26 protein-coding genes and 1 pseudogene are annotated in these 21,374 nt (G+C 68.8%); 12 read left to right on the top strand and 15 right to left on the bottom strand.

Annotated elements, in window-relative coordinates:
* Nucleotides 1–105: 105 nt before the first annotated feature.
* Nucleotides 106–543, bottom strand: a complete 438-nt coding sequence (locus G6N10_RS13310; RefSeq protein ID WP_085093039.1) for a rhodanese-like domain-containing protein — start codon at nt 541–543, stop codon at nt 106–108.
* Between the two features lie 69 nt (nt 544–612).
* On the opposite strand from G6N10_RS13310, the gene G6N10_RS13315 reads away from it, so the two are divergent.
* Nucleotides 613–1,008, top strand: coding sequence for a DUF2237 family protein (locus G6N10_RS13315; RefSeq protein ID WP_085093037.1), 396 nt, complete (start codon nt 613–615; stop codon nt 1,006–1,008).
* Between the two features lie 30 nt (nt 1,009–1,038).
* Here the strand turns inward: G6N10_RS13315 and G6N10_RS13320 are convergent, their stop codons facing one another.
* From G6N10_RS13320 to G6N10_RS20460, 5 genes are all read right to left on the bottom strand, one after another.
* Nucleotides 1,039–2,013 carry a VldE C-terminal domain-containing protein gene (locus G6N10_RS13320; RefSeq protein ID WP_085093035.1) on the bottom strand — a complete coding sequence of 325 codons (975 nt, stop codon included), beginning with the start codon at nt 2,011–2,013 and terminating at the stop codon, nt 1,039–1,041.
* A gap of 109 nt (nt 2,014–2,122) precedes the next feature.
* Entirely contained in the window at nt 2,123–2,872 is a 750-nt protein-coding gene (locus G6N10_RS13325; protein WP_085093033.1) for an SDR family oxidoreductase, read from the bottom strand.
* Nucleotides 2,873–2,966: 94 nt separating this feature from the next.
* Entirely contained in the window at nt 2,967–3,719 is a 753-nt protein-coding gene (locus G6N10_RS13330) for an isocitrate lyase/PEP mutase family protein (protein WP_085093031.1), read from the bottom strand.
* An 82-nt stretch (nt 3,720–3,801) separates the two neighbouring features.
* The gene (locus tag G6N10_RS13335; protein ID WP_085093029.1) at nt 3,802–4,029 is read right to left on the bottom strand and encodes a PNPOx family protein; all 228 of its coding nucleotides are present in this window, start codon (nt 4,027–4,029) and stop codon (nt 3,802–3,804) included.
* On the bottom strand, nt 4,026–4,310 hold the full coding sequence (locus tag G6N10_RS20460) for a hypothetical protein (protein ID WP_234810430.1): 285 nt from the start codon (nt 4,308–4,310) through the stop codon (nt 4,026–4,028). Before G6N10_RS20460 ends, G6N10_RS13335 begins: the two co-directional genes overlap by 4 nt.
* A gap of 295 nt (nt 4,311–4,605) precedes the next feature.
* Between G6N10_RS20460 and G6N10_RS13345 the strand changes: the two genes are divergently transcribed.
* Entirely contained in the window at nt 4,606–5,820 is a 1,215-nt protein-coding gene (locus G6N10_RS13345) for a YVTN family beta-propeller repeat protein (RefSeq protein ID WP_109750392.1), read from the top strand.
* A gap of 12 nt (nt 5,821–5,832) precedes the next feature.
* Nucleotides 5,833–6,324 (top strand): DUF6653 family protein, encoded by a 492-nt coding sequence (locus tag G6N10_RS13350; protein WP_085093025.1) that lies wholly within the window; start codon nt 5,833–5,835, stop codon nt 6,322–6,324.
* Between the two features lie 6 nt (nt 6,325–6,330).
* On the opposite strand, the gene G6N10_RS13355 is transcribed toward G6N10_RS13350, so the two are convergent.
* A complete protein-coding gene (locus tag G6N10_RS13355; RefSeq protein ID WP_085093023.1) occupies nt 6,331–7,341 on the bottom strand; it encodes an AraC family transcriptional regulator in 1,011 nt (336 codons plus the stop codon).
* A gap of 143 nt (nt 7,342–7,484) precedes the next feature.
* Between G6N10_RS13355 and G6N10_RS13360 the strand changes: the two genes are divergently transcribed.
* Genes G6N10_RS13360 through G6N10_RS13375 form a run of 4 tightly spaced genes read left to right on the top strand, consistent with a single transcriptional unit; the run spans nt 7,485 to nt 11,227 of the window.
* Nucleotides 7,485–8,033: a hypothetical protein gene (locus G6N10_RS13360; RefSeq protein WP_085093021.1), complete on the top strand. Its 549-nt coding sequence runs from the start codon at nt 7,485–7,487 to the stop codon at nt 8,031–8,033.
* Complete coding sequence (locus tag G6N10_RS13365) at nt 8,030–9,361, top strand: Dyp-type peroxidase (protein WP_085093019.1); 1,332 nt, start codon at nt 8,030–8,032, stop codon at nt 9,359–9,361. The genes G6N10_RS13360 and G6N10_RS13365 overlap by 4 nt, the downstream gene beginning before the upstream one ends.
* Nucleotides 9,358–10,365, top strand: a complete 1,008-nt coding sequence (locus G6N10_RS13370) for a hypothetical protein (protein WP_085093017.1) — start codon at nt 9,358–9,360, stop codon at nt 10,363–10,365. Before G6N10_RS13365 ends, G6N10_RS13370 begins: the two co-directional genes overlap by 4 nt.
* Nucleotides 10,366–10,375: 10 nt before the next feature.
* Complete coding sequence (locus G6N10_RS13375; RefSeq protein ID WP_234810429.1) at nt 10,376–11,227, top strand: bile acid:sodium symporter family protein; 852 nt, start codon at nt 10,376–10,378, stop codon at nt 11,225–11,227.
* A 32-nt stretch (nt 11,228–11,259) separates the two neighbouring features.
* Here the strand turns inward: G6N10_RS13375 and G6N10_RS13380 are convergent.
* A pseudogene (locus G6N10_RS13380) lies at nt 11,260–12,195 on the bottom strand (TauD/TfdA family dioxygenase).
* A complete protein-coding gene (locus G6N10_RS13385) occupies nt 12,186–12,539 on the bottom strand; it encodes an Rv2640c family ArsR-like transcriptional regulator (protein WP_085093013.1) in 354 nt (117 codons plus the stop codon). Before G6N10_RS13385 ends, G6N10_RS13380 begins: the two are co-directional and overlap by 10 nt.
* A 93-nt stretch (nt 12,540–12,632) precedes the next feature.
* On the opposite strand from G6N10_RS13385, the gene G6N10_RS13390 reads away from it, so the two are divergent.
* The 4 genes from G6N10_RS13390 to G6N10_RS13405 all read left to right on the top strand — a co-directional run bounded on the left by G6N10_RS13390 (nt 12,633) and on the right by G6N10_RS13405 (nt 15,082).
* Nucleotides 12,633–13,136 carry an ArsI/CadI family heavy metal resistance metalloenzyme gene (locus G6N10_RS13390; protein ID WP_085093155.1) on the top strand — a complete coding sequence of 168 codons (504 nt, stop codon included), beginning with the start codon at nt 12,633–12,635 and terminating at the stop codon, nt 13,134–13,136.
* 20 nt (nt 13,137–13,156) lie between these two features.
* Nucleotides 13,157–13,525 carry an ArsR/SmtB family transcription factor gene (locus tag G6N10_RS13395; protein ID WP_085093011.1) on the top strand — a complete coding sequence of 123 codons (369 nt, stop codon included), beginning with the start codon at nt 13,157–13,159 and terminating at the stop codon, nt 13,523–13,525.
* Nucleotides 13,522–14,598, top strand: a complete 1,077-nt coding sequence (arsB, locus tag G6N10_RS13400; RefSeq protein WP_085093009.1) for an ACR3 family arsenite efflux transporter — start codon at nt 13,522–13,524, stop codon at nt 14,596–14,598. Before G6N10_RS13395 ends, arsB begins: the two co-directional genes overlap by 4 nt.
* A 127-nt stretch (nt 14,599–14,725) precedes the next feature.
* The gene (locus G6N10_RS13405; RefSeq protein ID WP_085093154.1) at nt 14,726–15,082 is read left to right on the top strand and encodes a hypothetical protein; all 357 of its coding nucleotides are present in this window, start codon (nt 14,726–14,728) and stop codon (nt 15,080–15,082) included.
* A gap of 48 nt (nt 15,083–15,130) precedes the next feature.
* Here the strand turns inward: G6N10_RS13405 and dnaB are convergent, their stop codons facing one another.
* From dnaB to rpsF, 5 genes are all read right to left on the bottom strand, one after another.
* Complete coding sequence (gene dnaB, locus G6N10_RS13410) at nt 15,131–16,513, bottom strand: replicative DNA helicase (protein ID WP_085093007.1); 1,383 nt, start codon at nt 16,511–16,513, stop codon at nt 15,131–15,133.
* Nucleotides 16,514–17,011: 498 nt separating this feature from the next.
* Nucleotides 17,012–17,470, bottom strand: a complete 459-nt coding sequence (gene rplI / locus G6N10_RS13415) for a 50S ribosomal protein L9 (RefSeq protein WP_085093005.1) — start codon at nt 17,468–17,470, stop codon at nt 17,012–17,014.
* A 36-nt stretch (nt 17,471–17,506) separates the two neighbouring features.
* On the bottom strand, nt 17,507–17,761 hold the full coding sequence (gene rpsR / locus G6N10_RS13420; RefSeq protein WP_085093003.1) for a 30S ribosomal protein S18: 255 nt from the start codon (nt 17,759–17,761) through the stop codon (nt 17,507–17,509).
* A gap of 33 nt (nt 17,762–17,794) precedes the next feature.
* Nucleotides 17,795–18,304, bottom strand: coding sequence for a single-stranded DNA-binding protein (locus tag G6N10_RS13425; RefSeq protein ID WP_085093001.1), 510 nt, complete (start codon nt 18,302–18,304; stop codon nt 17,795–17,797).
* A 74-nt stretch (nt 18,305–18,378) separates the two neighbouring features.
* A complete protein-coding gene (gene rpsF / locus G6N10_RS13430) occupies nt 18,379–18,669 on the bottom strand; it encodes a 30S ribosomal protein S6 (protein WP_085092999.1) in 291 nt (96 codons plus the stop codon).
* 146 nt (nt 18,670–18,815) lie between these two features.
* On the opposite strand from rpsF, the gene G6N10_RS13435 reads away from it, so the two are divergent.
* Nucleotides 18,816–19,706, top strand: a complete 891-nt coding sequence (locus G6N10_RS13435) for an alpha/beta hydrolase (RefSeq protein WP_085093150.1) — start codon at nt 18,816–18,818, stop codon at nt 19,704–19,706.
* On the opposite strand, the gene G6N10_RS13440 is transcribed toward G6N10_RS13435, so the two are convergent.
* Nucleotides 19,660–21,333: a glycosyltransferase family 87 protein gene (locus G6N10_RS13440; RefSeq protein ID WP_085093152.1), complete on the bottom strand. Its 1,674-nt coding sequence runs from the start codon at nt 21,331–21,333 to the stop codon at nt 19,660–19,662. The genes G6N10_RS13435 and G6N10_RS13440 overlap by 47 nt on opposite strands.
* Nucleotides 21,334–21,374 lie beyond the last annotated feature (41 nt).

The following is a 21,374-nucleotide window of genomic DNA, read 5'->3' on the forward strand; positions in this document are numbered from 1 at the left end:
TGGTCCCAGTCAATGCGGTGCGTCATGACGATTCCGTCTCCCTGCCCTGGTGTCTGCTGCCTTGGTGTCTGCTGCCTCCGGTGTCTGCCGGCTCCACCGATCCGCTCAGCCGCCGAGCATGTCGCGGCCCTCGGCCCGCCACGCCTTCATCCCGCCGCGCAGCTCCACCACATCGGTGTAGCCCAGCGCGGTGAGCGCCGCAGCGGCGGTCGTGCTCATCGGTCCGGTCCGGCAGTAGATCGCCAGCGGGGTGTTGCGATCGGCGGGCAGTTCCGCGCGCCGCTGCTCGATCTGGTCGAACGGCACCGACAGGTCGGTGCCGGGAATGTCCCCGTCGAACGGCACGTGCACGTTGACGGTCACCCGATCGGGTTCGGCGATGACCGCGGCGAACTCCTCGGGATCCACCAGCCGGTGCGCATCGGCGACGGCCGTGCCGGCGCTGGCCGCGGCCTGCGGGTCCGGCTCGGCGGCCCCGCAGCCGGACAGCCCGATCATCGCCGCACCGGCCGCCGCCACCACCATCAACGCCCAGTGCCTCATTCCTCCATGCTAGCCAGCTCGCCGCGCGGTAACCCGGTGCGCGGACGCCGGCTCGGCAATACTGGGACGATGCCCGACCGCCTCGACCGCAATGTCCTCGGCGGCCGACTGGAACCGTGCGGCACCGACCCGCTGACCGGGTTCCACCGCGACGGCTGCTGCTCGACCGGCCCGGAGGACCTCGGCCTGCACACCATCTGCGCGGTGGTCAGCACCGAGTTTCTGGCCCATCAACGGTCCATCGGCAACGACCTGTCGACCCCGATGCCGGCCTACCGATTTCCCGGGCTCAAGCCCGGTGACCGCTGGTGCGTCACCGCGCGAAACTGGTTGCGCGCCCACCACGCCGGATGTGCCGCGCCGGTGGTGCTGGCCTGCACACACGAGCGGACACTGGAGGTTGTCCCGTGGGAGACGCTGCGGCAGTACGCCGTTGACGTTCCCGATGACCCCGGCGAGCTGTGACCGGCTCGGCGGGGCCGGGCCACGGATCGGTCAGTTCACCGTGACGTGAACGTGGTCGAAGTGCGCGGCCACCCGCCACATCGTGTAGCTGATGCCGAAGCGGCCCGCCTGCTGCTGCAGGTCGGCGTTGATGGCGTCGCCCAGCCCCATGTTCGAGCCGATCATGATGTCCAGCGCGCGCCCGCTCGGGTGATCGGGCAGCGCATCCCCGCGCACGCCACCGATCGACTGCACCCCGGGATAGGTGAGCTGGATGTAGTCCAGCAGGATCCTGGCGCTTGGGACCAGGCCGCCGGTGCCGACCGTCGGGATCGGGCCGGCCGGACCGAGGGCCGCCAGCGCGGCATCCGTCGGGAGCGTCACGCCGGCCTGCTGATCGGGCGGCAGCAGGGCGTAGCTCCGGTTCAGTTCGGCCATCCGCTCCCGCAGCTCGTCCCGCTTGGCCTGCAGGTTCGACCGCACGGCAACCGCGGCGTCGACCGCCGCCTTGGCCTCGAGCGCGGATTTCGCCGAGGCCGCCTCGACGTTCTGCGCCTCCAGGTTCGCTCCGCGCAGACCCTTGAGCTGTTCGTTGAGTTCGGCGCCGATCACCCGGGCGGTGGCCAGGCTGTCGATCAGGTTCGACGGCGACGTGGCGGTCAGCACCGCGCTCAGGCTGTCGGTCCGCCCGCCCATGTAGACCGCGACCGCGTACTCGTCGACGACCTGCTGGTAGCCGGCCAGCGCCGCCCTGGTCTCCTCGAGGAGGGCCAGGTCCGCGGAATGCTGCTGGTCCGCCGCGCCGAGCAGCTTCATCTTGTTGTCGAGATCCGGTTGCGCGTTGACGATGGTCTGCGAGAGCTCTTCGACCTGGCGGGACAGTTCGGTGATCTGCGCCAGGTTGTCCTGGTTCGGGTCGGCGACGGCGACTCCGCCCCAGACCAGGCCCAGCATCGCGAGCCCGGCGATCACCCCGACCATCGGCCTGCGGGCGGCGAACCTCGCCACCACCGGGTGAACCTTCACGACCACGCATCCTTCAACGACAACGCACCCCCGCCCCCGGGCTGTCCTGAGGTTACGGAAGCGGCCTCGACCCTGTCCAACCACCCGGGCCTCGCCCCGGCCGGGCCGGTCAGCCGAACGGAATCGAGGCGATCGTCGCACCGTCCGCGGTGACCAGGCTGTTCTTGGTCAGTGTGGTACCGAAGTAGCGCGCCTGCGGATCGATCGCCACCCGCCGATGGTCGCGCTGTTTGGCCAGCACCTCCCGGGCCAGCGCCGCGAACGCCATCTTCTCCGGCCCGCCGATGTTGACGACGTGGTTGCGCGGCGGGGACACCGCGACCTCGGCCACGAAGGCCGCCACCTCGTCGGCCGCGATCGGCTGAATCAGTGCGTCCGGCACCCGCACATCGTGCTCGTCGTCCACGTCCAGGTCGGTCTCGCGGACCATCGACTCGACGATCGCCGGCGCGAACTCGTGGAACTGGGTGGCCCGGACGATGGTGTACGGCAGACCGGAGGAAGCCACGATCCGTTCCTGGGCGACCTTGGCCCGCATGTAGCCGCTGTCGGGCAGCCCGTCGACGCCGACGATCGACAGCGCGACGTAGTGGCCCACGCCCGCCGCCCGCGCGGCGGCCACCAGGTTGGTGCTCGTGCTGGAGAAGAAATCCAGCACCTCGTCATCCTCGAACGACGGCGCGTTCAGGACGTCGACGAGCACATCGGCCCCCGCCAGCGCGGTGGCCAGGCCCGCGCCGGAGCAGGCGTCCACGCCGGTGCGCCGGGACGCGGCCACCACCTGCTCGCCGGTGCGGGTGAAGATGTCGACGAGCAGGGTTCCGATCAGGCCGCCGGCCCCCAATACCGTTACTTTCACTGTGCCAACGCCTTTCGCCACCGTCGCCGCTGAACTCCGAGGCTGAGCGTCAGACTACGCCCGATGCGGGTGCGGGACGGCGGTTCGCGGCGGCTCAGTGCCAGCGCGCGAGCAGCTCGTTTGATCGCTCGGTGAGCGCGCCCTGCCACGTCGGTCCGAAGCTGATCCGGCCCGCTCCCGCGGCGGCCAGCGCCGCCAGCTCGCCGGTCGCCGGATGCGCGATCGCGTTGACCGGCAGCGGCAGCTCACCGGTCAGCCGCCGCAGCGTCGCGTCGTCGTGGAACCCGACCGGGTACAGCGCGTCCGCGCCGAATTCCGCGCAGAGCCGCAGTCGCGCGATGGCCCGGTCGACCCGATCGGCCTCGTCGCCGATCTTCTTGAGGATGACGTCGGTGCGGGCGTTGATCACCACCGGCACCCCGGCGGCGTCGGCCGCGGCCCGCAGCGCCGCGACGAAGTCGGCGTGCTCCTGCGGTTCGCGCAGCCGCCCGCCCTCGGAGTGCACGGTGTCCTCAATGTTCAGTCCCACCGCCCCGGCCCCGAGCAGACCCTCGATCAGCCGCTCGGCGGGCAGCCCGTAGCCGGCCTCGATGTCGACCGACACCGGCACGCCCGCGGCGGCGGTGATCTGCGCGACCCGGGCCATCGCCTCGTCGTAGGTCATCCCCTCGCCGTCGGTCCGGCCGAGCGAATTGGCCATCGGATGCGAACCGACGGTCAGCGCGGCGAACCCGGCGGCAACCGCGGTGCCCGCGGACCAGGCGTCCCAAGCGGTGGGCAGCACGACGGGGTCGCCCTTACGGTGCAGAGCTTTGAGGGTGGCGGCGAGATCGGCGAGGGAGGTCATGCCCCATTGTGGACCGGCGGGCGCCGGCGAACGTCGCTATCGCCATCTTGGCGCGAGCCGCGGCGCGACGCACGCCGCCGGCTCAGCGGGGGTCGACGATGAAGGCAACCTGCGGTTCGCGAATCACGTTGCGCCACTTCTGCGTGTCGGCCAGGACGTGGCCGACCACATCGATGGTGACGCCATCCGGCCCCAGATGCACCCCGACCGGGCGGATCTGCGGTTCGCCGGCCGGCCCGATCGTGCACAGCCGCCCGATCGGTTCGGCGCTCAGGTAGTCCAGTTCCGCGGCGGTGAACGTCGGGCTCATTTGTGCGCGATGACCAGGTAGGCGGGCAGTTCGACGCGCCCCTGCGCGTCCGGTTCGACGGCGGTCACCACGGTGCCGTCCGGCAGTTTCGCCGCGGCCGAGAACAGCGACGCCGGCCGGACCTCGTCGACGTGCCAGTGCCGGGAAACCTCGTCGCGCAGTTGCTCCGCGGTGAACTGGGTCGGGCCGGGGCCCTCGTGGTCGATGAAGGATCCGGTGCCGAACGCCAGCGGGCGCCCGTCGGCTTTCCACGCCTTCATGCCGCCCTGCAGTTCCACCACATCGGCGTAGCGTGCCGGGGATATCGCCCTCGAAGGGCACGTGCACGTTGATCGTCACCCGGGCCGGTTCGTCGACCGCCGCGGCGAACTCGGCCGGGCCGGTGAGCCGGGCCGCGGCGGGTGCGCCCTGCTGGTCGTCCGCCGGGGCGCAGGCCGCAAGAGCCAACCCGCATATCACGACCAGAGTCCGCATCGTCGCTGAGAGTTTTACGCGCCCCAGGATAGGGCCAAATACCCCTGGGGTATCTGCCGCAAGCGCCCCTTGGGAACCTGCCGGCGAAGCTATGATTGGGCCATGTCAGCGGTAACACCTGCCACCTCGGTGCGCTCCCAGCTTGTTGGGGTTCTGTCGGCGGTGCTGCTGACGGCGGTGTCGGCAGGTTGCTCAGGCGGTGACACCGAGACCGCCGGGCAGTCCTCCACCGGTCCCCTCCCGCCGGTATCGACCGCGGTGGCCGGGTCGGTGTGGGTGGCAGACGAGACCGGCAACAGCCTGACCGTCCTCGACGCCGCGGGCAACACGGTGGCAACCACCCTGACCGGCATCCACGGGCCGCACAATGTCCAGGTCGGCCGGGACGGCGCCACGGTCTACGCGACCAGCGTCGGCGCCGACGCGGTGGTGGCCATCGACGCCGCTACCTACCAGGTCGCGGCGACCGCACCGACCGGGTCGCACCCCGCGCATGTGATCGAGGCACCCAACGGCAAGGTCTATGTGGCCGATTCCGGGGACGGTACCGTGTCGATCTTCCAGAGCAGAACCCTGCAGTCGCTGGGACGAATCGAGGTCGGCGGGATGCCGCACGGCCTGCGCGCGGCCGCCGACGGCTCGGTGATCGTCGTCGCCAACCACATGACCGGCGCCGTGGACGTGATCGACGCCCACACCGATCAGATGCGGTTCTCGGTGCCGGTGGGCACCGGGCCGGCCCAGGTGGCGGTCAGCGCGGACGGACGCTACGCATATACCGGAATCACCGAGCCGGCCGCGGTGGTGAAGGTCGACCTCGATTCGCGCGGCGTGGTCGGCAGCGTCGCGGTATCGGCCCCACCGGTGCAGGTGTACCTCACCCCCGACGACACCACGGTGATCTCGGCCGACCAGGGCACCCCGGATGCGCCCGGGCATGCGGCGTCGCTGATCGACACCGCGGCGATGACGGTGAGCGCCACCGTGCCGACTGGGGCGGGGCCGCACGGTGTGGTGATCGATCCCACCGGCGCGCTGGCGTGGGTCACCAACAGATACGACGACAGTGTCTCGGTCATCGACGTGGCGAGCCGGGGAGTGTCGGCCACGATCCCGGTCGGGACCGGCCCCAACGGCATCAGCTACTCACCGCGACCCCCCGCCGAAGGCCCGGCCAGCATTGCGCTGAACCTTCCCGCACCGACCACCGTCGATGACGGGGACCACGGCGGCCAACCGCCGGCGCATCATCCGGGCGGCCACGCTCCGGCGCCGACTCACCACCCCGAAGCGCCGCATCCGTCAGGACATCCGTGACCTAGTGGAGTCATGAACGTCCTGCAACGGTATGCCCGCGCGGTCGGCATGAACACGGATGCGTGGCGCCGCCACGCCAATCCGTGGAGCGTCTGGACCCGGTTCGCTACGCTCCCGTTGCTCATCGTGGCGATCTGGAGTCGCGCCTGGATCGGTTGGTGGGCGCTGGTGCCGCTGGCCGTGCTCGTGATCTGGCTGTGGCTCAATCCCCGGGCGTTCGGCCCGGTCGACACGCCGACCGCATGGTCATCGAAAGGCATTTTCGGCGAACATCTTTGGGTGCAGGACCGATCGCAGATGCCAGCCGGTTTCGCCGTTGTCCAGCGGTTCTGGATGGTCGGCGGTTTCGCGGGCGCCGGGATGTTGGTGTGGGGACTGATCACCTTTGCGATCTGGCCCACCGTGTTCGGCGCGACGCTCATCGTCTACGGCCAGCTGTGGCGCATCGACCGGCTCGGCATCTTCTTCGACCAGCACGTGACACGCGGGGATGTGGCGCGATAGCTCAGCTCATTCCTTCTGCTTACTGCGCCACGCGCGGGGGCTGACGCCGAAGTGGCCGCGGAACCAGCGCGAGAAGTTGCTGGGCGAGGAGAACATCAGCATCTCGGTGACATCGGTCAGCGAGTTGTCTCGATTGCCGACGAGGTGTTGCGCGAGGTCCACCCGGGTGGCGTCGAGCAGTTCGGTGAAGGTGGTGCCGGCCCGCTGGAGTTGGCGGTGCAGGGTTCGTCGGCTGACTCCCAGACTCCGGGCGACGTGTTCGATTGAGCAGCGGCCCGCCGGCAGCAGCATCTCGATGATTTCCCGGGTGTCGTCGACGACGGTGGCCGTGTCGGCGCGGGTCGGCGCGGCGAGCAGACGCTGCGCATAGGGCAGCAGCAACGGATCCGCCATGGTGTTGCCGGCGTCGAGATCCGCGGTGCGCATGAGGATCCCGTCAAGATCCTGATCGAAGGTCACCGCGGCGCCGAAGACCCGATGGTGCACGGAGAGGTCCGACGGCGGCGCGTTGCTGAAGCACACCGCGAGCGGGCGCCAGCGATGACCGGCCAGATTGGCGAGCACACCAAAGAGGGTGCCGACGGCGAGATCAATGGCCTGCCGCGCCCGCCGGCCGTCTCCGACACTCAGTTCGACCCGAATGGTCGCGGTTTCGTCGATCTCGATCAGTCGGGTTTGGACGGCCTCGTTGTACATGTGGTTGTAGCGCATGAGGGTGTGCAGGGCGCCGCGCAGGCTGGGCTCTTCGCGGATCACCATGCTCAGCGGCCCCAGGTTGGCCAGCCGCCGGTTCTCCGCCAGTTGCAGACCGAAGTTGTCCTGCCCCGACAGCCTCGCCGCCTCCTCCAACAGCTCGGCGACCGCGTCTGCGGCGATCCACCGGTCCTGCTGGCTCGCCCCGGTCAGGTCGAGCCCCGACCGCCGGAACAGCTCGTCGACGTCGAGGCCGAACTTGTCGCTGAGCTCGACGAACCCGCTGAGTGCGGCGTATCGGGCCAGGGGCCGCCGATCGGACATGAGTGTCCCCAAATGACTAGAAAGTTGTCTCCTGAGGATAAGTATTGCAGCTCGACCGGGTCTATCGTCGAGATTGCCGCCGACCTGCGCGCGGGCGTCTCCCACCACCGGTCGGGCCCTCAACGTCGATTAGGAGAAGACTCATGACCGATCCGATCACGCCGGCCGCAATGGCCATCCCGAAGGAGGGCTACTTCGAACTGACGCGTGGGCGCTACGGGCCGACCTTCCCCCGCACCCCCGCCTGCTACGGGTTCAACATCATCGCCAAGGTGCTCGACGGCCATGAGCAGGCGATCCGGGACTACGGCAAGCAGTTGGAGGCAGCCGTCACCGCCCAGCCCGATGTCCTCGCCCCGCTGAAGCTGCACTACCTGCGCTGGCAGCTCTTCGATGTCGGGTCCGGCCTGCACTTCCAGTACCAGGGCATCTTCGACACCGACTTCGACAAGTACACCGAGGACGCCGTCAAACTGTTCAGCTCGACCGGCATCACCACGGCATTCACCCACCTGGTGGGCTTCCCGGAGGATTGGAAGACCAATCCGGAGGCGTTCATCATGTTCGTCCGCGAGCACCAGGTGCCCAGCTTCCTGGAGTACGGCGAGTACCCGTACGTGACCTCGGAGGAGGTCAAGAAGGCGCTCCGCCTGAAGGCCGCCTTCTCCGAGATGCTGGACCAAATGCAATGACAGCACTGGAATTCGACGACATCCAACACATCATGCTGACCGGGACGCCACACCTGACCGGCCGGTATGAGTTCCTGTCCTTTGACACCCCCGAGGCCGGCCAGGCCTGGCTGACCGAGATGGTTCCGCTGGTGCAGTCGGCCACCGACGTCCGCGAGACGGTCAACGTGTTCAAGCGTTGGGTCAACCTGGCCTTCACCTGGAATGGGTTGCGCGCCTTGGGGGTTGACGAGGAAACCCTGGCGAGTTTCCCGGACGAGTTCCGCGAGGGCATGGCCTCGCGCGCCGACATCCTCGGGGACACCGGCGCGGCCGCACCCGAGCACTGGCTGGGCGGGCTCGCCGGTGACGATCTGCACGCGATCGTCATCCTGTTCGCCCGGGACGAGCCGGAGCGGGTGCGGTGCGTCGGTGAACACGACGCCCTGCTGGCTCGCTGCCCGGGGGTGCGGGCACTGTCGCATCTGGACCTCGCCGCCACCGCGCCGTTCGAGTACGACCACGACCACTTCGGCTACCGCGATCCGGTGTCCCAGCCGCAGATCGCGGGTTCGGGTGAGGTACTGATTCCCGGCGCGGGTGGCTACCTTGCCCCCGGCGAGTTCCTCCTCGGCTATCCGGACGAGGAGGGCCTGGTTTCGAACGAGCCGATCCCCGGGGCACTTTCGCGCAACGGCAGCTACCTCGCCTACCGCCGGCTGGAGGAACACGTCGGGGCCTTCCGCGACTACCTCAAGCAGAACGCCGAGGATGCCGTAGGCCAGGAACTGCTGGCCGCGAAATTCATGGGCCGCTGGCGCAGCGGGGCTCCGCTGGTCCTGGCGCCCACCCACGACGATCCGGAACTGGGCGCAGATCCGATGCGTAACAACGACTTCGACTACGGCGAGATGGACCCGATCGGCTATGCCTGCCCGCTCGGTTCCCACGCCCGCCGGCTGAACCCGCGCGACACGGAGCCGAATCCGAATCGCCGCAGGCTGATCCGACGCAGCGGCACCTACGGCCCGGCGCTGCCCGAGGGCGCCGCCGACGACGGGGTGGAGCGCGGCGTCGGGATGTTTCTGATCTGCGCCAGCCTGGTCCGCCAGTTCGAGTTCGCCCAGAACGTCTGGATCAACGACGCGATGTTCAAGGAACTCGGAAATGAACACGACCCGATCTGCGGCACCCAGGACGGCACGCTGGACTTCACCATTCCGAAGCGGCCGATCCGCAAGGTGCTCAAGGGATTACCGGCATTCACCACGCTGCGCGGCGGGGCCTACTTCTTTCTGCCCGGCCTGAGCGCGCTGCGTTACCTCAACACGCCAAAGGAGACGGCATGACCACCCCAGCCCGCACCTACAACCAGGCTCACATCGCCCGCCCGGACAACGGCAAGCGACGCGTCTCGATCTACTGGTCGTGGAGCTATCCGTGGGAGGTGCAGCGCGACCCGGCGCTGCTGTACAACCGGTTCTCCACCATGACCGAGGTTCGCCTGGCGACCTGGCCCGCCTATGCCGGACCCGAGTACGACGCGCACGAATTCCTGCAGGGCATCGACGGCACGCTGGAGCTGTTTCACCGGTCGGCGTTGACGTTTCAGGAAGTGGCCGCGGCGACGACCGGGCATCCCGTTGCGGTGTTCCAGCGCGTCGATCAGGCCGGCTACCGGCTGCCGATCGATGAACGCGTCCTGGACGACACCGACACCCTGATGATCTTCGGCCTGGACCACCTGCTCGGCGAGGAGGAGGCCGCCCCGGCGGAAATCGAGGCGCTGCAGCAGTGGTTGGGGCAGGAAGGCAAGTGCCTGGTGCTGGCGCCGCACCACGATGTCGGGTTCACCGATGACAAAGCCCAGCAGCAGATGGAGTACCTGCACCACGGCGACCCGCTTACGCCGCGGGTCCAGCGCTTCAGCGGCTTCGCGCGTTCGCTGCTGACCGGACTGAGTATCCCGGTGCACAACACCTGGGGCCTGCGGCCGGCCACCATCGAGGGCACCAGAGAGGTGGTGCCGCTGACCCGGTTCCAGGATCTGGATTCCGCCGGCCTGCTGCGCGACGTCACGTCCCTGTCCCTGCATCCACACCTGCCGCACTATGAGCTGACCGCGCCGGAGGGACCGGACCTGCGGGTGCTGGGCCGGCAGTTGATCGACCAGACCCGGCCGCATCCGTTCACCTTGGCCGGCAACACCGAGTTCAACGCTCTGGTCCACCTGCCGCCCGCCGCTGGCCGCGCCGGTGACATCGTGGTCGTCGACTCAACCCACTTCACCACCCTGTTCGGCGCGAGCGACAGCCTGAAGTCGTTCTGGCGCAACCTGGTGACGATGGCGTAGCGGGTTGCCGATGACGGAGATTCTGGTCCGCGGGGCCGATATCGCAGTCGTATTCTTCGTGGTCTCGAGCACGCTGGGTGTCGGCCTGAGCCTGACCGTCGGTCAGATCCTGGCGCCACTGAAGAATCCGCGATTGGTCGCGGTGGCCCTGGCGGCGAATTTCGTGCTGGCACCGTTGACCGCGTTGGCGCTGTGGCGGCTGTTCGACCTCGAAGAGCCACTCGGAATCGGGTTGCTGCTGGCGGGTTTGGCGGCCGGCGCACCGTTTTTGATCAAACTCGCCGAGTTCGCCAAGGCCAATGTGGCGCAGGCCGTGGGCCTGATGGTGCTGCTGATGGTCGTGACCGTGGGCTACCTGCCCGTCGCACTGCCCCTGTTCGTCCGGGGAACGGCGGTCAATCCCGGGCAGATCGCGGCCTCGCTGGTCGTGCTGATGCTCATTCCGCTGGCCGCCGGACTGCTGCTCCGCGCTCGCCTGGCGGGCCTGGCGGGGCGCATCCGGCCCGCCGTCGGCTGGATATCGAACATCAGCATGATCCTGGTGGTGGTGTTGACCATTGGCGGCCACTTCAACAGTGTGGCTTCGATTTTCGGCACGTTCGGCTTCCTGACTGCCATCATCTTCACCGCGACCTGCATCGGGATCGGTTGGCTGGTCGCCGGATCGGAGGCACGCGTTGCGCTGTCCCTCGGTACGGCACAGCGCAACGCGGCCGCGGCCTTTGTGGTGGCCGGCCAGAACTTCACCGACCCGAAGGTCGTAGTGATGATCACCGTGGTGTTGATCGTCAATTTCGTGATGTTGCTGCCGTACTCACGATTCCTCGCCAGGGGTCGCTCGAAGGTTCCGATGCTGCGTTGAGGTAGCACCACGGTGGCCAGGGGACGGCGGGGTCATTGCCGCGGTATGCCTTGGCGCAGCAGTTCGTGGGCGGCGGGGGTCGGTGCGGTCAGCCAGAGTCGGAGCAGGTGTCGGCGACGGTCGGGCTCGGGGTGGTCGGTGTACTGCTCGCGGGAATGCAACACGGTGGTGTTGTTGAGGATCTGTACGTCGCCGGGATCGAAGGTCATCCGGATGTGGAATTCCGGGTCGTTGGCGATGTCTTCGAAGAGTGCGAGGGCGGCGCGTTGCTCCTCGGTCAGGCGCGGGGCGTCCGGGTGGCGTTGGGAATCGCGGATGTACCAGGCGATGAAGAAGACCCGCGGGGTGGCGTCGATATCGATGATCGGTGGCAGTTCGAAGTAGGGCGGTTGGCCGGCGGGTTGTTCGTCGTTGCGGTCTCAGGGCATCGAGTTGTACATGACATCGACGAGGTGCGGTGCCCGGCGCAGAGCTTCGTTGTAGACGGCGTGCGCGCTGACAATTTTGGATTCGCCGCCGCTGCGCGCGGGGTGTAGGCAGAGCAGGCTGACGAGGTCGGAGCCGTCGCTGTGGAAGTCCTGGCGTTGGTTGGTGCGGTATTTACGCACCCCCGGCGTTGATTCGATGTGTTCGTCGCGGATGTGGGTGAGCAGGTTGGCGTCGCGGTCTTGCCCGACCGGCGTGCCGAGCAGGGTGCCCAGCGCGAGGTAGGCCCGTTCGGTCTGCTCGGGGGTGAGTCCATCTCGGGGGAAGCCGCGCAGGCGCAGGAACCCGGCGCCGCGGTGCGGAAGTGTTCGGCGAGGGTCTCGGGGGGTCCGCTCCCGGCGGCGATGATGGCGGCCCGGTCGGCTGGGCCGAGGTCGAAGGACCAGGCGTGTTCCCGGGGGAAGTCGGCGGGAGTCCAGACGCTTGCGGCGGTGGCCGGTACCGGTGATCGCATCGATCGCTCCAACGTGGGCTAGCAGCAGGTGGCCAGGACGGCGCGCAGGGCTTCGATGGCGACCGTGTCGGCGCGGTAGAAGATGTTGACGCCGCGGCGTTCGGAGGTGGCCAGGCCGGCCTTCTTCAACCGCGCGAGGTGGTGGCTGACGGTGCCGGGCGACAGTCCCACGGCATCGGCCAGGTCGCACGCGCAGACGGCGTCCGGACGCGCGCCCATCAGGATGGCGATCAGTTGGATCCGGGCCGGGTCGGCGAGGGCCTTGAGCCGCAGGGCCAGTGCGAGGGCGACGGCGGGTTCCACCGGTCCCGCCCCCAGCGGTGCGCAGCACACCGGCGCACTGATGTCGACGACGGGCAGTGCCTTCGGCATGGCTCCACGCTACCTATCCTTTGACATATATCAAAGTATTGATCAACATTGAGTTGCCGAAGACGCCGCCCCGTCTCCCCCATGGAGGTTCCCGTGTCCCGCGTGCAACTCGCCCTCAACGTCGACGACCTGGAGGCCTCGATCGCCTTCTACACCAAGCTCTTCGGCGTGGGGCCGGCGAAGGTGAGGCCCGGCTACGCCAACTTCGTCGTGGCCGACCCGGCGCTGAAGCTGGTGCTGCTGGCAAATCCCGGCGCGGGCGGGACACTCAACCATCTGGGCGTGGAGGTCGAGTCCAGCTCGGCGGTGCACGCCGAGATCGCCCGGCTGTCCGGCGCGGGGATGTTCACCGAGGAAGAGATCGGTGCCACCTGCTGCTTCGCGACCCAGGACAAGGTCTGGGTCACCGCACCCGATGCCGAACGCTGGGAGGTCTACACGGTGCTCGCCGACTCCGAGACCTTCGGCGCCGAACCCCCAGCCGCTTCCGGCCTCGACGTCGGTGCCGTCGGTGACGGTGGCGCATGCTGCGGCTCGGCGGGCCCAGGCGGGGAACCGCAAGGCACCGGCGAGAATATCGGGTTGCCGCCCAAATAGATGCCTGTCAATATCGACGGATGTCGATATTGACAGGCTCGGTCGATCCGGGCTGCTGCCCGCCGGGCGCGCTGCTGCGTGAGCCCCTGACCGCCGCGGCCGCTGCGCAGTTGGCGGTCGCACTCAAGGCGCTGGCCGACCCGGTGCGGCTGCAGCTGTTCTCCGCCGTCGCCAGCCGCGCCGGAGGCGAGGCCTGCGTCTGTGACATCGCGGCCGGAGTGGAGGTTTCTCAGCCCACCGTCAGCCATCACCTCAAGGTGCTGCGCGAAGCAGGATTGCTGACCTCCCAGCGCCGCGGCTCCTGGGTGTACTACGCGGTGGTCCCCGGCGCGCTGACCAGACTCGCCGCGCTGCTCGGCGTCGACGCGGCGGCCGGGGCGCCGGCATGACCGACACCGCCGCACCACCGGCCGCGGGCAGGTTGTCGACCCTGGACCGATTGCTGCCGGTGTGGATCGGCATCGCGATGGCGGCCGGGCTGCTGCTGGGCCGGCTGGTCCCGGGGCTGAACACCGCACTGGGCGCCGTGCAGGTCGACGGGATCTCGCTGCCCATCGCCGCGGGTCTGCTGATCATGATGTACCCGGTGCTGGCGAAGGTGCGCTATGACCGCCTCGACACCGTCACCTCCGATCGCGCGTTGCTGTTCGCGTCGCTGGTGCTGAACTGGGTGGTGGGCCCGGCGCTGATGTTCACGCTGGCCTGGGTGATGCTGCCGGATCTGCCCGAGTACCGCACCGGCCTGATCATCGTCGGTCTGGCCAGATGCATTGCCATGGTGATCATCTGGAACGACTTGGCCTGCGGGGACCGCGAGGCCGCCGCGGTCCTGGTGGCGCTGAACTCGATGTTCCAGGTGGTGATGTTCGCCGCGCTGGGCTGGTTCTACCTGTCGGTGCTGCCCGGCTGGCTCGGCCTGCCGCAGACCAGCATCGACACCTCGCCGTGGCAGATCGCCAAATCGGTGCTCATCTTCCTCGGCGTCCCACTGCTCGCTGGCTATCTGACCCGCCGCTGGGGCGAGCGGGCCAAGGGCCGGGATTGGTACGAGCAGCGGTTCCTGCCGCGGATCGGGCCGTGGGCGCTGTACGGGTTGCTGTTCACCATCGTCATTCTGTTCGCGCTGCAGGGCGAGCAGATCACCGGCCGGCCGTGGGATGTCGCCCGCATCGCACTGCCGCTGCTGGCCTACTTCGCCATCATGTGGGGCGGCGGATACGCCCTCGGGGCCGCGCTCGGCCTCGGCTACCCCCGCACCACCACCCTGGCGTTCACCGCCGCCGGCAACAACTTCGAACTCGCCATCGCCGTCGCGATCGCCACCTACGGCGCCACCTCCGGGCAAGCGCTCGCCGGCGTCGTCGGCCCGCTCATCGAAGTGCCGGTGCTGGTCGCGCTGGTGTACGTCTCCCTGGCGCTGCGCCGGCGATTCTCATCAGGCACCGCCGACGGAGGCCACTAGCCGCGGCGTTGCAGGACCGCACGCGTGCTGGCCTCGGGGCTGAGGTTGTAGCCGGCCGCCCACCAGACAAGTTCCAGCGCCGCATTGTTCGCAGCCTGGCAACTCTGCGAGGTCTAGCGTGGGCGGAATGGGTTTGTTCAGTCATGAGGAGTTCCCGGATCCGGCCGGCGGCGCCAGCGGTGGGGCCGTTGAGCGGGTTCGGCGTGCCGAGCTGGGCGAGTACGGGGTGGATGAACCTGCGGTGGTGGGCCCGGGGTTGCCGCCCGAGGATGGTTCCTGCGGCCAGTTCGCGGTGCAGTTTCACGTGTCCACGTCAATGCTGGTCGGGCTGAAACGCATTGCGGACCTGCGTGGGGTGAGCGTGCCGGAGGTGTGCCGGCAGGTGATCGGAGTGTTCGTTGCCCAGCAGGAGGGTGAGCTGGCCGCATTGCTTGCCGCCGAGGCCGAGGCGGCCGATTACCGGCCGAGTTTGGACCAGGCGTAGCCGTCCGGCCTAGGCCGGGGACGCGGTGCGCACACGAACCTCGGCGGTCTACCGCGCCATGTTGGTGAAGCGCGACAAATGCAGCTGGTGCGCCACCGTGATGGTGGCGGTGGGGCCGTTTCGGTGCTTGCCGAGAATGATGTCAGCCTCACCACCGCGCGGGTCGTCCCGGTCGAAGGCGTCCGGGCGGTGCAGCAGCATCACCATGTCGGCGTCCTGCTCCAGGGATCCCGACTCGCGAAGGTCGGAGACCTGCGGCCGCTTGTCGGTGCGCTGCTCGGGCCCGCGGTTGAGCTGACTGATCGCCACCACCGGGACGTCGAGTTCCTTGGCCATCAGCTTCAGGCTTCGGGAGAAGTCCGACACCTCCTGCTGGCGGGATTCGTACTTCTTGCCCGAGGTCATCAGCTGCATGTAGTCCACGACGATGAGCCGCAGCTCCGCCTTCTGCGCCAACCGCCGGGCCTTGGCCCGGATCTCCATCATGGTCAGGTTCGGTGAGTCGTCGATGTACAGCGGCGCCTCGCTGATCTGGCTCATCCGCCGGGCCAGCCGGGCCCAGTCGTCGTCGCTCATCTTGCCCGAGCGCATGTCGCCGAGCTTGATCTTCGCCTCCGCCGACAGCAGCCGCATGACGATCTCGGACTTGCTCATTTCCAGCGAGAAGATGACGCTGGCCATCCCGTGCTTGATCGAGCAGGACCGCATGAAGTCCAGGCCCAGCGTGGACTTCCCCACGCCCGGACGGGCGGCGATGATGACCATCTGGCCGGCGTGCAGGCCGTTGGTGATGTCGTCGAGCTCGGTGAACCCGGTCGGCACGCCGCGGGCGATGCCGCCGTTGGAGGCGATGGCGTCCATCTCGTCCATCGTCGGCTGCAGCAGCTCCTCCAGCGGCAGGAAGTCCTCGGAGGTCCGCCGGTCGCTGGTGACCTCGTAGATCTCCGCCTGGGCGCGGTCCACCACGTCGTAGACGTCGGCGCCGTCGGCACCGGCGTAGCCGTACTGGACCACCCGGGTGCCGGCCTCCACCAGCCGCCGCAGCAGAGCCTTCTCCGCCACGATCTCGGCGTAGTAGCCGGCGTTGGCGGCGGTCGGCACGGTGGAGATCAGGGTGTGCAGGTAGGGCGCCCCGCCAATTCGCCGCAGCTGGCCGCGGCGCTCCAGCTCGGCCGCGACGGTGACCGCGTCGGCGGGCTCACCGGCCCCGTAGAGGTCCAGAATCGCGTCGTAGACGTTCTGGTGCGCGGGCCGGTAGAAATCGCCCGGGCGCAGCTTCTCCAGCACGTCGGCGATGACGTCCTTGCTCAGCAGCATGCCGCCGAGCACCGACTGCTCGGCCGCCATGTCCTGCGGGGGTTGCCGGCCGAATTCCTCGCTGGGCGGGGGAACATCCACGTCGGGCTGGCCCAACTCGTCCATGATGGACATTCCGCCTCCTCCTACCGAACCTGCGTTCGATCCAGTCCCCGGTGACGTTACGTCCGGCCACCGACAGAGCCCGCTCGCGACTGCCGTCGGGCCCGGCACGCACCGCGCGCCCGCTAGACCGTAGGACGTTGCTGGCGGCCACGCCAGTGGGCCCTGTTAGCAAGCCTGTGAGCGCAATGTGGATAGTTCAGGTCAGCCGTGTTGAGCCCTTGGGGAGAACTTGTGGACGAAGCACCGAAATCTTGATGAATACGCAGGTCAAACGGCAATAGACGGACTTAGGTGCTGTGGACAATCATCGCGTCGGCGTGTCGGGAAACCTTACATTCTCGGGCGTGTTGGGCAGATTTGTGCTGTCCTGCGGGTTAACGGCGCGTGCGGTTGCCCGCTTAACCTACTCGCGAGTCACTTCGCCAGCGCGGACAGCAAACGCCCCGGCGGAGCCGCTATGGCTCCCACCGGGGCGTTGTGTGCTGTGCGCCGGACTCCGGCGACGATTTAGCCTTCGGCGACGACGTTCAGGACGACGGTCGCGTTCAGGTCGGGGTGCAGCGCGACGGCGATCTTGTGCTCGCCGACGGCCTTGATGTGCGCCTTGGGCAGGTGCACCGAACGCTTGTCCAGGTTCGGGCCACCGGCCTTCTTCACCGCGTTGACGATGTTCGCGGCGGTGACGGAACCGAAGAGCTTGCCGGAGTCACCGGCGGTGCGCACCGGCAGGGACACCGTGCCCAGGCCCTCGATCGCGGCCTTGATCTCACGGGCGTGATCGAGGTCGCGGACGGCCTTGGTCTCGCGGGACCGACGGATCTCGTCGGCCTGACGCTGGGCGCCCCGGGTGGCCAAGATGGCCAGCCCGCGCGGGAGCAGATAGTTGCGGCCGTAACCGTCCTTCACCTCGACGGTGTCACCGGCCGCGCCGAGGTGGTCGACCTCGGTGGTCAGGATGAGCTTCATGTTCGTACTTTCGTTGTGTGCCGAGCCCGCGACGGGCTAGCGGGTGGCGGACGTGAACGGCAGCAGGGCAACCTCGCGGGCGTTCTTCACGGCCACCGCGATGTCGCGCTGGTGCTGGACGCAGTTGCCGGTGACCCGACGGGCCCGGATCTTGCCGCGATCGCTGATGTAGGTGCGCAGCAGCGAGGTGTCCTTGTAGTCGATCTCCTGCCCCTTCTTGGAGCAGAACACGCACTTGCGAGTCTTGACCGGCTTCTCGGGAGCCGGGCGCCTCTTGTTGGCCTTGGCCATGGATCTATCTCTTTCTCAAAAATGTTTTGGTTGTCAGAACGGCGGTTCGTCGTCGCCGCCACCACCGAACGAGCCCGAGGCCGGGGCGTTGCCCCACGGGTCGTCGGCCGGTGCCGACGCCGGGGCGGACGCCGGCCGGGGCGAGCCCCCACCGAAGCCGCCACCGCCGGAACCGCGGCTGGCCTTGTTGACCTTGGCCGTCGCGTACCGCAGCGACGGCCCGATCTCGTCAACCTCGACCTCGACGACGGTGCGCTTCTCGCCCTCACGGGTTTCGAAGGACCGCTGCTTGAGCCGGCCGGTCACGATCACGCGGGCACCGCGGGTCAGGCTCTCGGCGACGTTCTCGGCCGCCTCACGCCAGATGTTGCAGCGCAGGAACAGCGCCTCGCCGTCCTTCCACTCCCCGCTTTGGCGATCGTAGATCCGGGGGGTGGAGGCAACCGTGAAATTGGCGACCGCGGCACCGGACGGCGTGAATCGCAGTTCCGGGTCGGCGGTCAGATTTCCGACGACGGTAATGGTGGTATCACCAGCAGCCACGGGATCCTCCTGGGAATTGGGATGCTTTGCAGGTCAGCCTACGGAAGGCCGCCGACAGGCAACCCGCCTTTGGCTCAGTGCTTGTCGGTCCGCATCACCTTGGTGCGCAGAACGGACTCATTCAGACCCAGCTGACGGTCCAGTTCGGCCACCGAGGCGGGCTCGGCCTTGACATCGACGACGGCGTAGATGCCCTCGGCGTGCTTGGCGATCTCGTACGCCAGCCGGCGACGGCCCCAGATGTCGACCTTGTCGACCGAACCGCCGTCCTTGCGGATGACGTTCAGGAACGTCTCCAACGACGGGGCTACGGTGCGCTCGTCAAGAGTGGGGTCAAGGATGACCATGATTTCGTATGGACGCATGGGAACCTCATCACCTCCTATGGTCGTAGTGCGGCCGCGGAGGATTCCGCGACAGGAGGGTCGCCTGCGTCGGCAACCGCCCCAGGCTACAGGTAGGTCCGCCAACCGGCGAAATCCTCCCGGCCGGGTCCGTAGGGTTGGCCGTCATGACCGAACGCATCGATGTGGAGTTCCCCAGCGGCTCGCAGACCTGCCGCGGCTGGCTGTATCGGCCCGACGGGCCCGGACCCGCCCCGGTGCTGGTGATGGCGCACGGGCTCGGCGCGATCAAGGAGATGCGCCTGGACGCGTTCGCGCAGCGCTTCGCCGACGCCGGCTACGCCGCCCTGGTCTTCGACTACCGGCACTTCGGGGACAGCACCGGCGAGCCCCGCCAACTGCTCGATATCACCCTGCAGCGCCAGGATTGGAGCGCCGCGGTCGACTTCGCCCGGACGCTGCCCGGGGTCGACGGGTCTCGGATCGTGCTGTGGGGCACCTCGTTCTCCGGCGGCCACGTGATCGCGACGGCCGCCGGGCGCACCGACATCGCCGCGGTGATCGCCCAGTGTCCATTCACCGACGGCCTGGCCTCCGTGCTGGCGATGAACCCGGTCACGCTGGCCAAGCTGGTACCGCGAAGCCTCGCCGATCTGCTCGCCGCCCGGCGGCAGCGCCCCCGCATCCTGGTGCCGCTAGCCGGGTCACCGGGGTCCCTGGGCCTGATGACGGCCCCGGACGTACTGCCCGGCTACCTCGGCCTGCTGCCCGACGGGGTGCCGTTCCGCAATGAGGTCACCGCAGGCGTCGGGCTGATGATCGCCGCCGCGTTCCCCGGCCGTTCGGCCCGCCGGGTGAACTCCCCCATCCTGTTCTGCATCTGCGACACCGACAGCGTCGCGCCCGCCAAGGCCACCGTCCGGCATGCCCGCACCGCCCCGCGCGGCGAGCTCAAGCACTACCCCGTCGGGCACTTCGACATCTATGTCGGCGACGCCTTCGAGCGGGCCGTCACCGACCAGCTGGATTTCCTGCGCCGACACGTTCCGCTGCCATAGCCAGCGCCTCGTAGTCCTCGTCGGTCGGCGGCCCGGGGCGCGCCGGCACCGGTCGCGGCCGCAGCCAGCCGGGCAGCCAGGACGGCGGATCGTCGGGCGCCCGGTCGAACACGCCCCCGGCCGGGTCGTCGACCCGGCCACCCCAGCGCACCAGGTCCTGGCCCGGCCGGTAGATCTGGCGGACCACCAGCACACACAGCCCGAGGACGGCGATGTCACGCAGCAGCACGGTGGCGGTGAACCACTGCTCGGGCAGCCCCTTGTTCTGCTCGCCGTAGAGGTAGAGCATTCGCGGCACCCACACCAGGGCGTCGATCGTCATCCAGGCCAGCAGGATCCGCCGATGCGGCAGCGCGAGCACCGCCAGCGGCACCAGCCACAGCGAGAACTGCGGGCTCCACACCTTGTTGGTCAGCAGGAACGCCGCGACGACGAGAAATGCCAGCTGGGCGACCCGGGGCCGCTGCGGCGCGGTCAGCGCGAGGTAGCCGATGCCGGCGCAGGCCAGCACGAACGCCGCAGCGACCACCGCGTTGAGCACCGTCGGCGGTTCCCAGAACCCGAGCTGCGGGTCGAAGCCGGACCACCCGGTGAAGGACTTGTACACGTTGTACAGCGAGTCCATATCGTCGCCGCGCCGGGCGTTGAGCCGGAAGAACTCCGACCAGCCGCGCGGAAAAAGCAGCGCGATCGGCAGGTTCACCGCGACCCAGGTGGCCAGCGCCGAGCCGGCGGTCAGCAGCGCGGGGCGCAACCGGCCGCTGCGCAGCGCCAACAGCAGCAGCGGCACCAGCAGCAGCGCCGGGTACAGCTTGGCGGCGGTGCCCAGCCCGATCAGCACCCCGGCCCAGCCGGGCCGGCGCCGCGCCCAGGCCAGCAGCCCGCCCATCGCGAACGCCGTGGCCAACGCGTCGAAGTTGGTGAAGATCTGGAAGATCAGGATCGGTGAGGCGGCCACCAACACCGCGTCCCAGGGCCGCCGCCCGGACAGCCCGGCGGTCGCCCACACGGTGACCAGCCAGGCCAGCGCCAGCCCGAACGCCGCGATGTTGAAGAACATCACCACCTCGGCGGGCACCGGCAGCGCCGGGACCGCCTTTGTCATGGCGGTGTAGGTCTTGGCCAGCGCCATCGACACGTACTGGTACAGCCCGGTGAGCACCGGGTACTCCATGTACCGGATGGCGGGTTGGCCGTCGTACTGCAGCCGCGGCTCACCGGCACTGTCGGTCTCGACCCAGCTGGACTTATACGGGAACTTGCCCTCGCTGAGCAGTTCGGCGCCGTAGAGCGGGACGGTGTCGGAGTAGCAGAGCTGGAAGTAGGCGCGCTGGCCCGACCAGTTGGCCACCTTCTGTTCGGCGCTGCCGGTGCCCACGGTCTGCAGGCAGGCGGCCTTGGTGCTCGCGCCCAGCGCCAGGAAGACCAGCGCGATCAGAAACATCACCCGCAGCGGGGTGAGGAACCGCTGCCGCCCGATCAGCGCATGCCGCCCGACCGGCCCGCCGATCGTCCCGGACAGCGCGTTGCCGAGGACGTCGGTGCGGCTGGGCAGGTCCCGGTCGGTGACACTGCGCCGGTCATCGGCCAGCGGCAGCGGTGCGACGGCCGGGGCGGCCGCAGTGATCTCCGGCTTGGTGCTCTCTGCCTCGGTGATCTCCTCCCCGG

The organism is Mycolicibacterium fallax (assembly GCF_010726955.1).
Taxonomy (GTDB): domain Bacteria; phylum Actinomycetota; class Actinomycetes; order Mycobacteriales; family Mycobacteriaceae; genus Mycobacterium; species Mycobacterium fallax.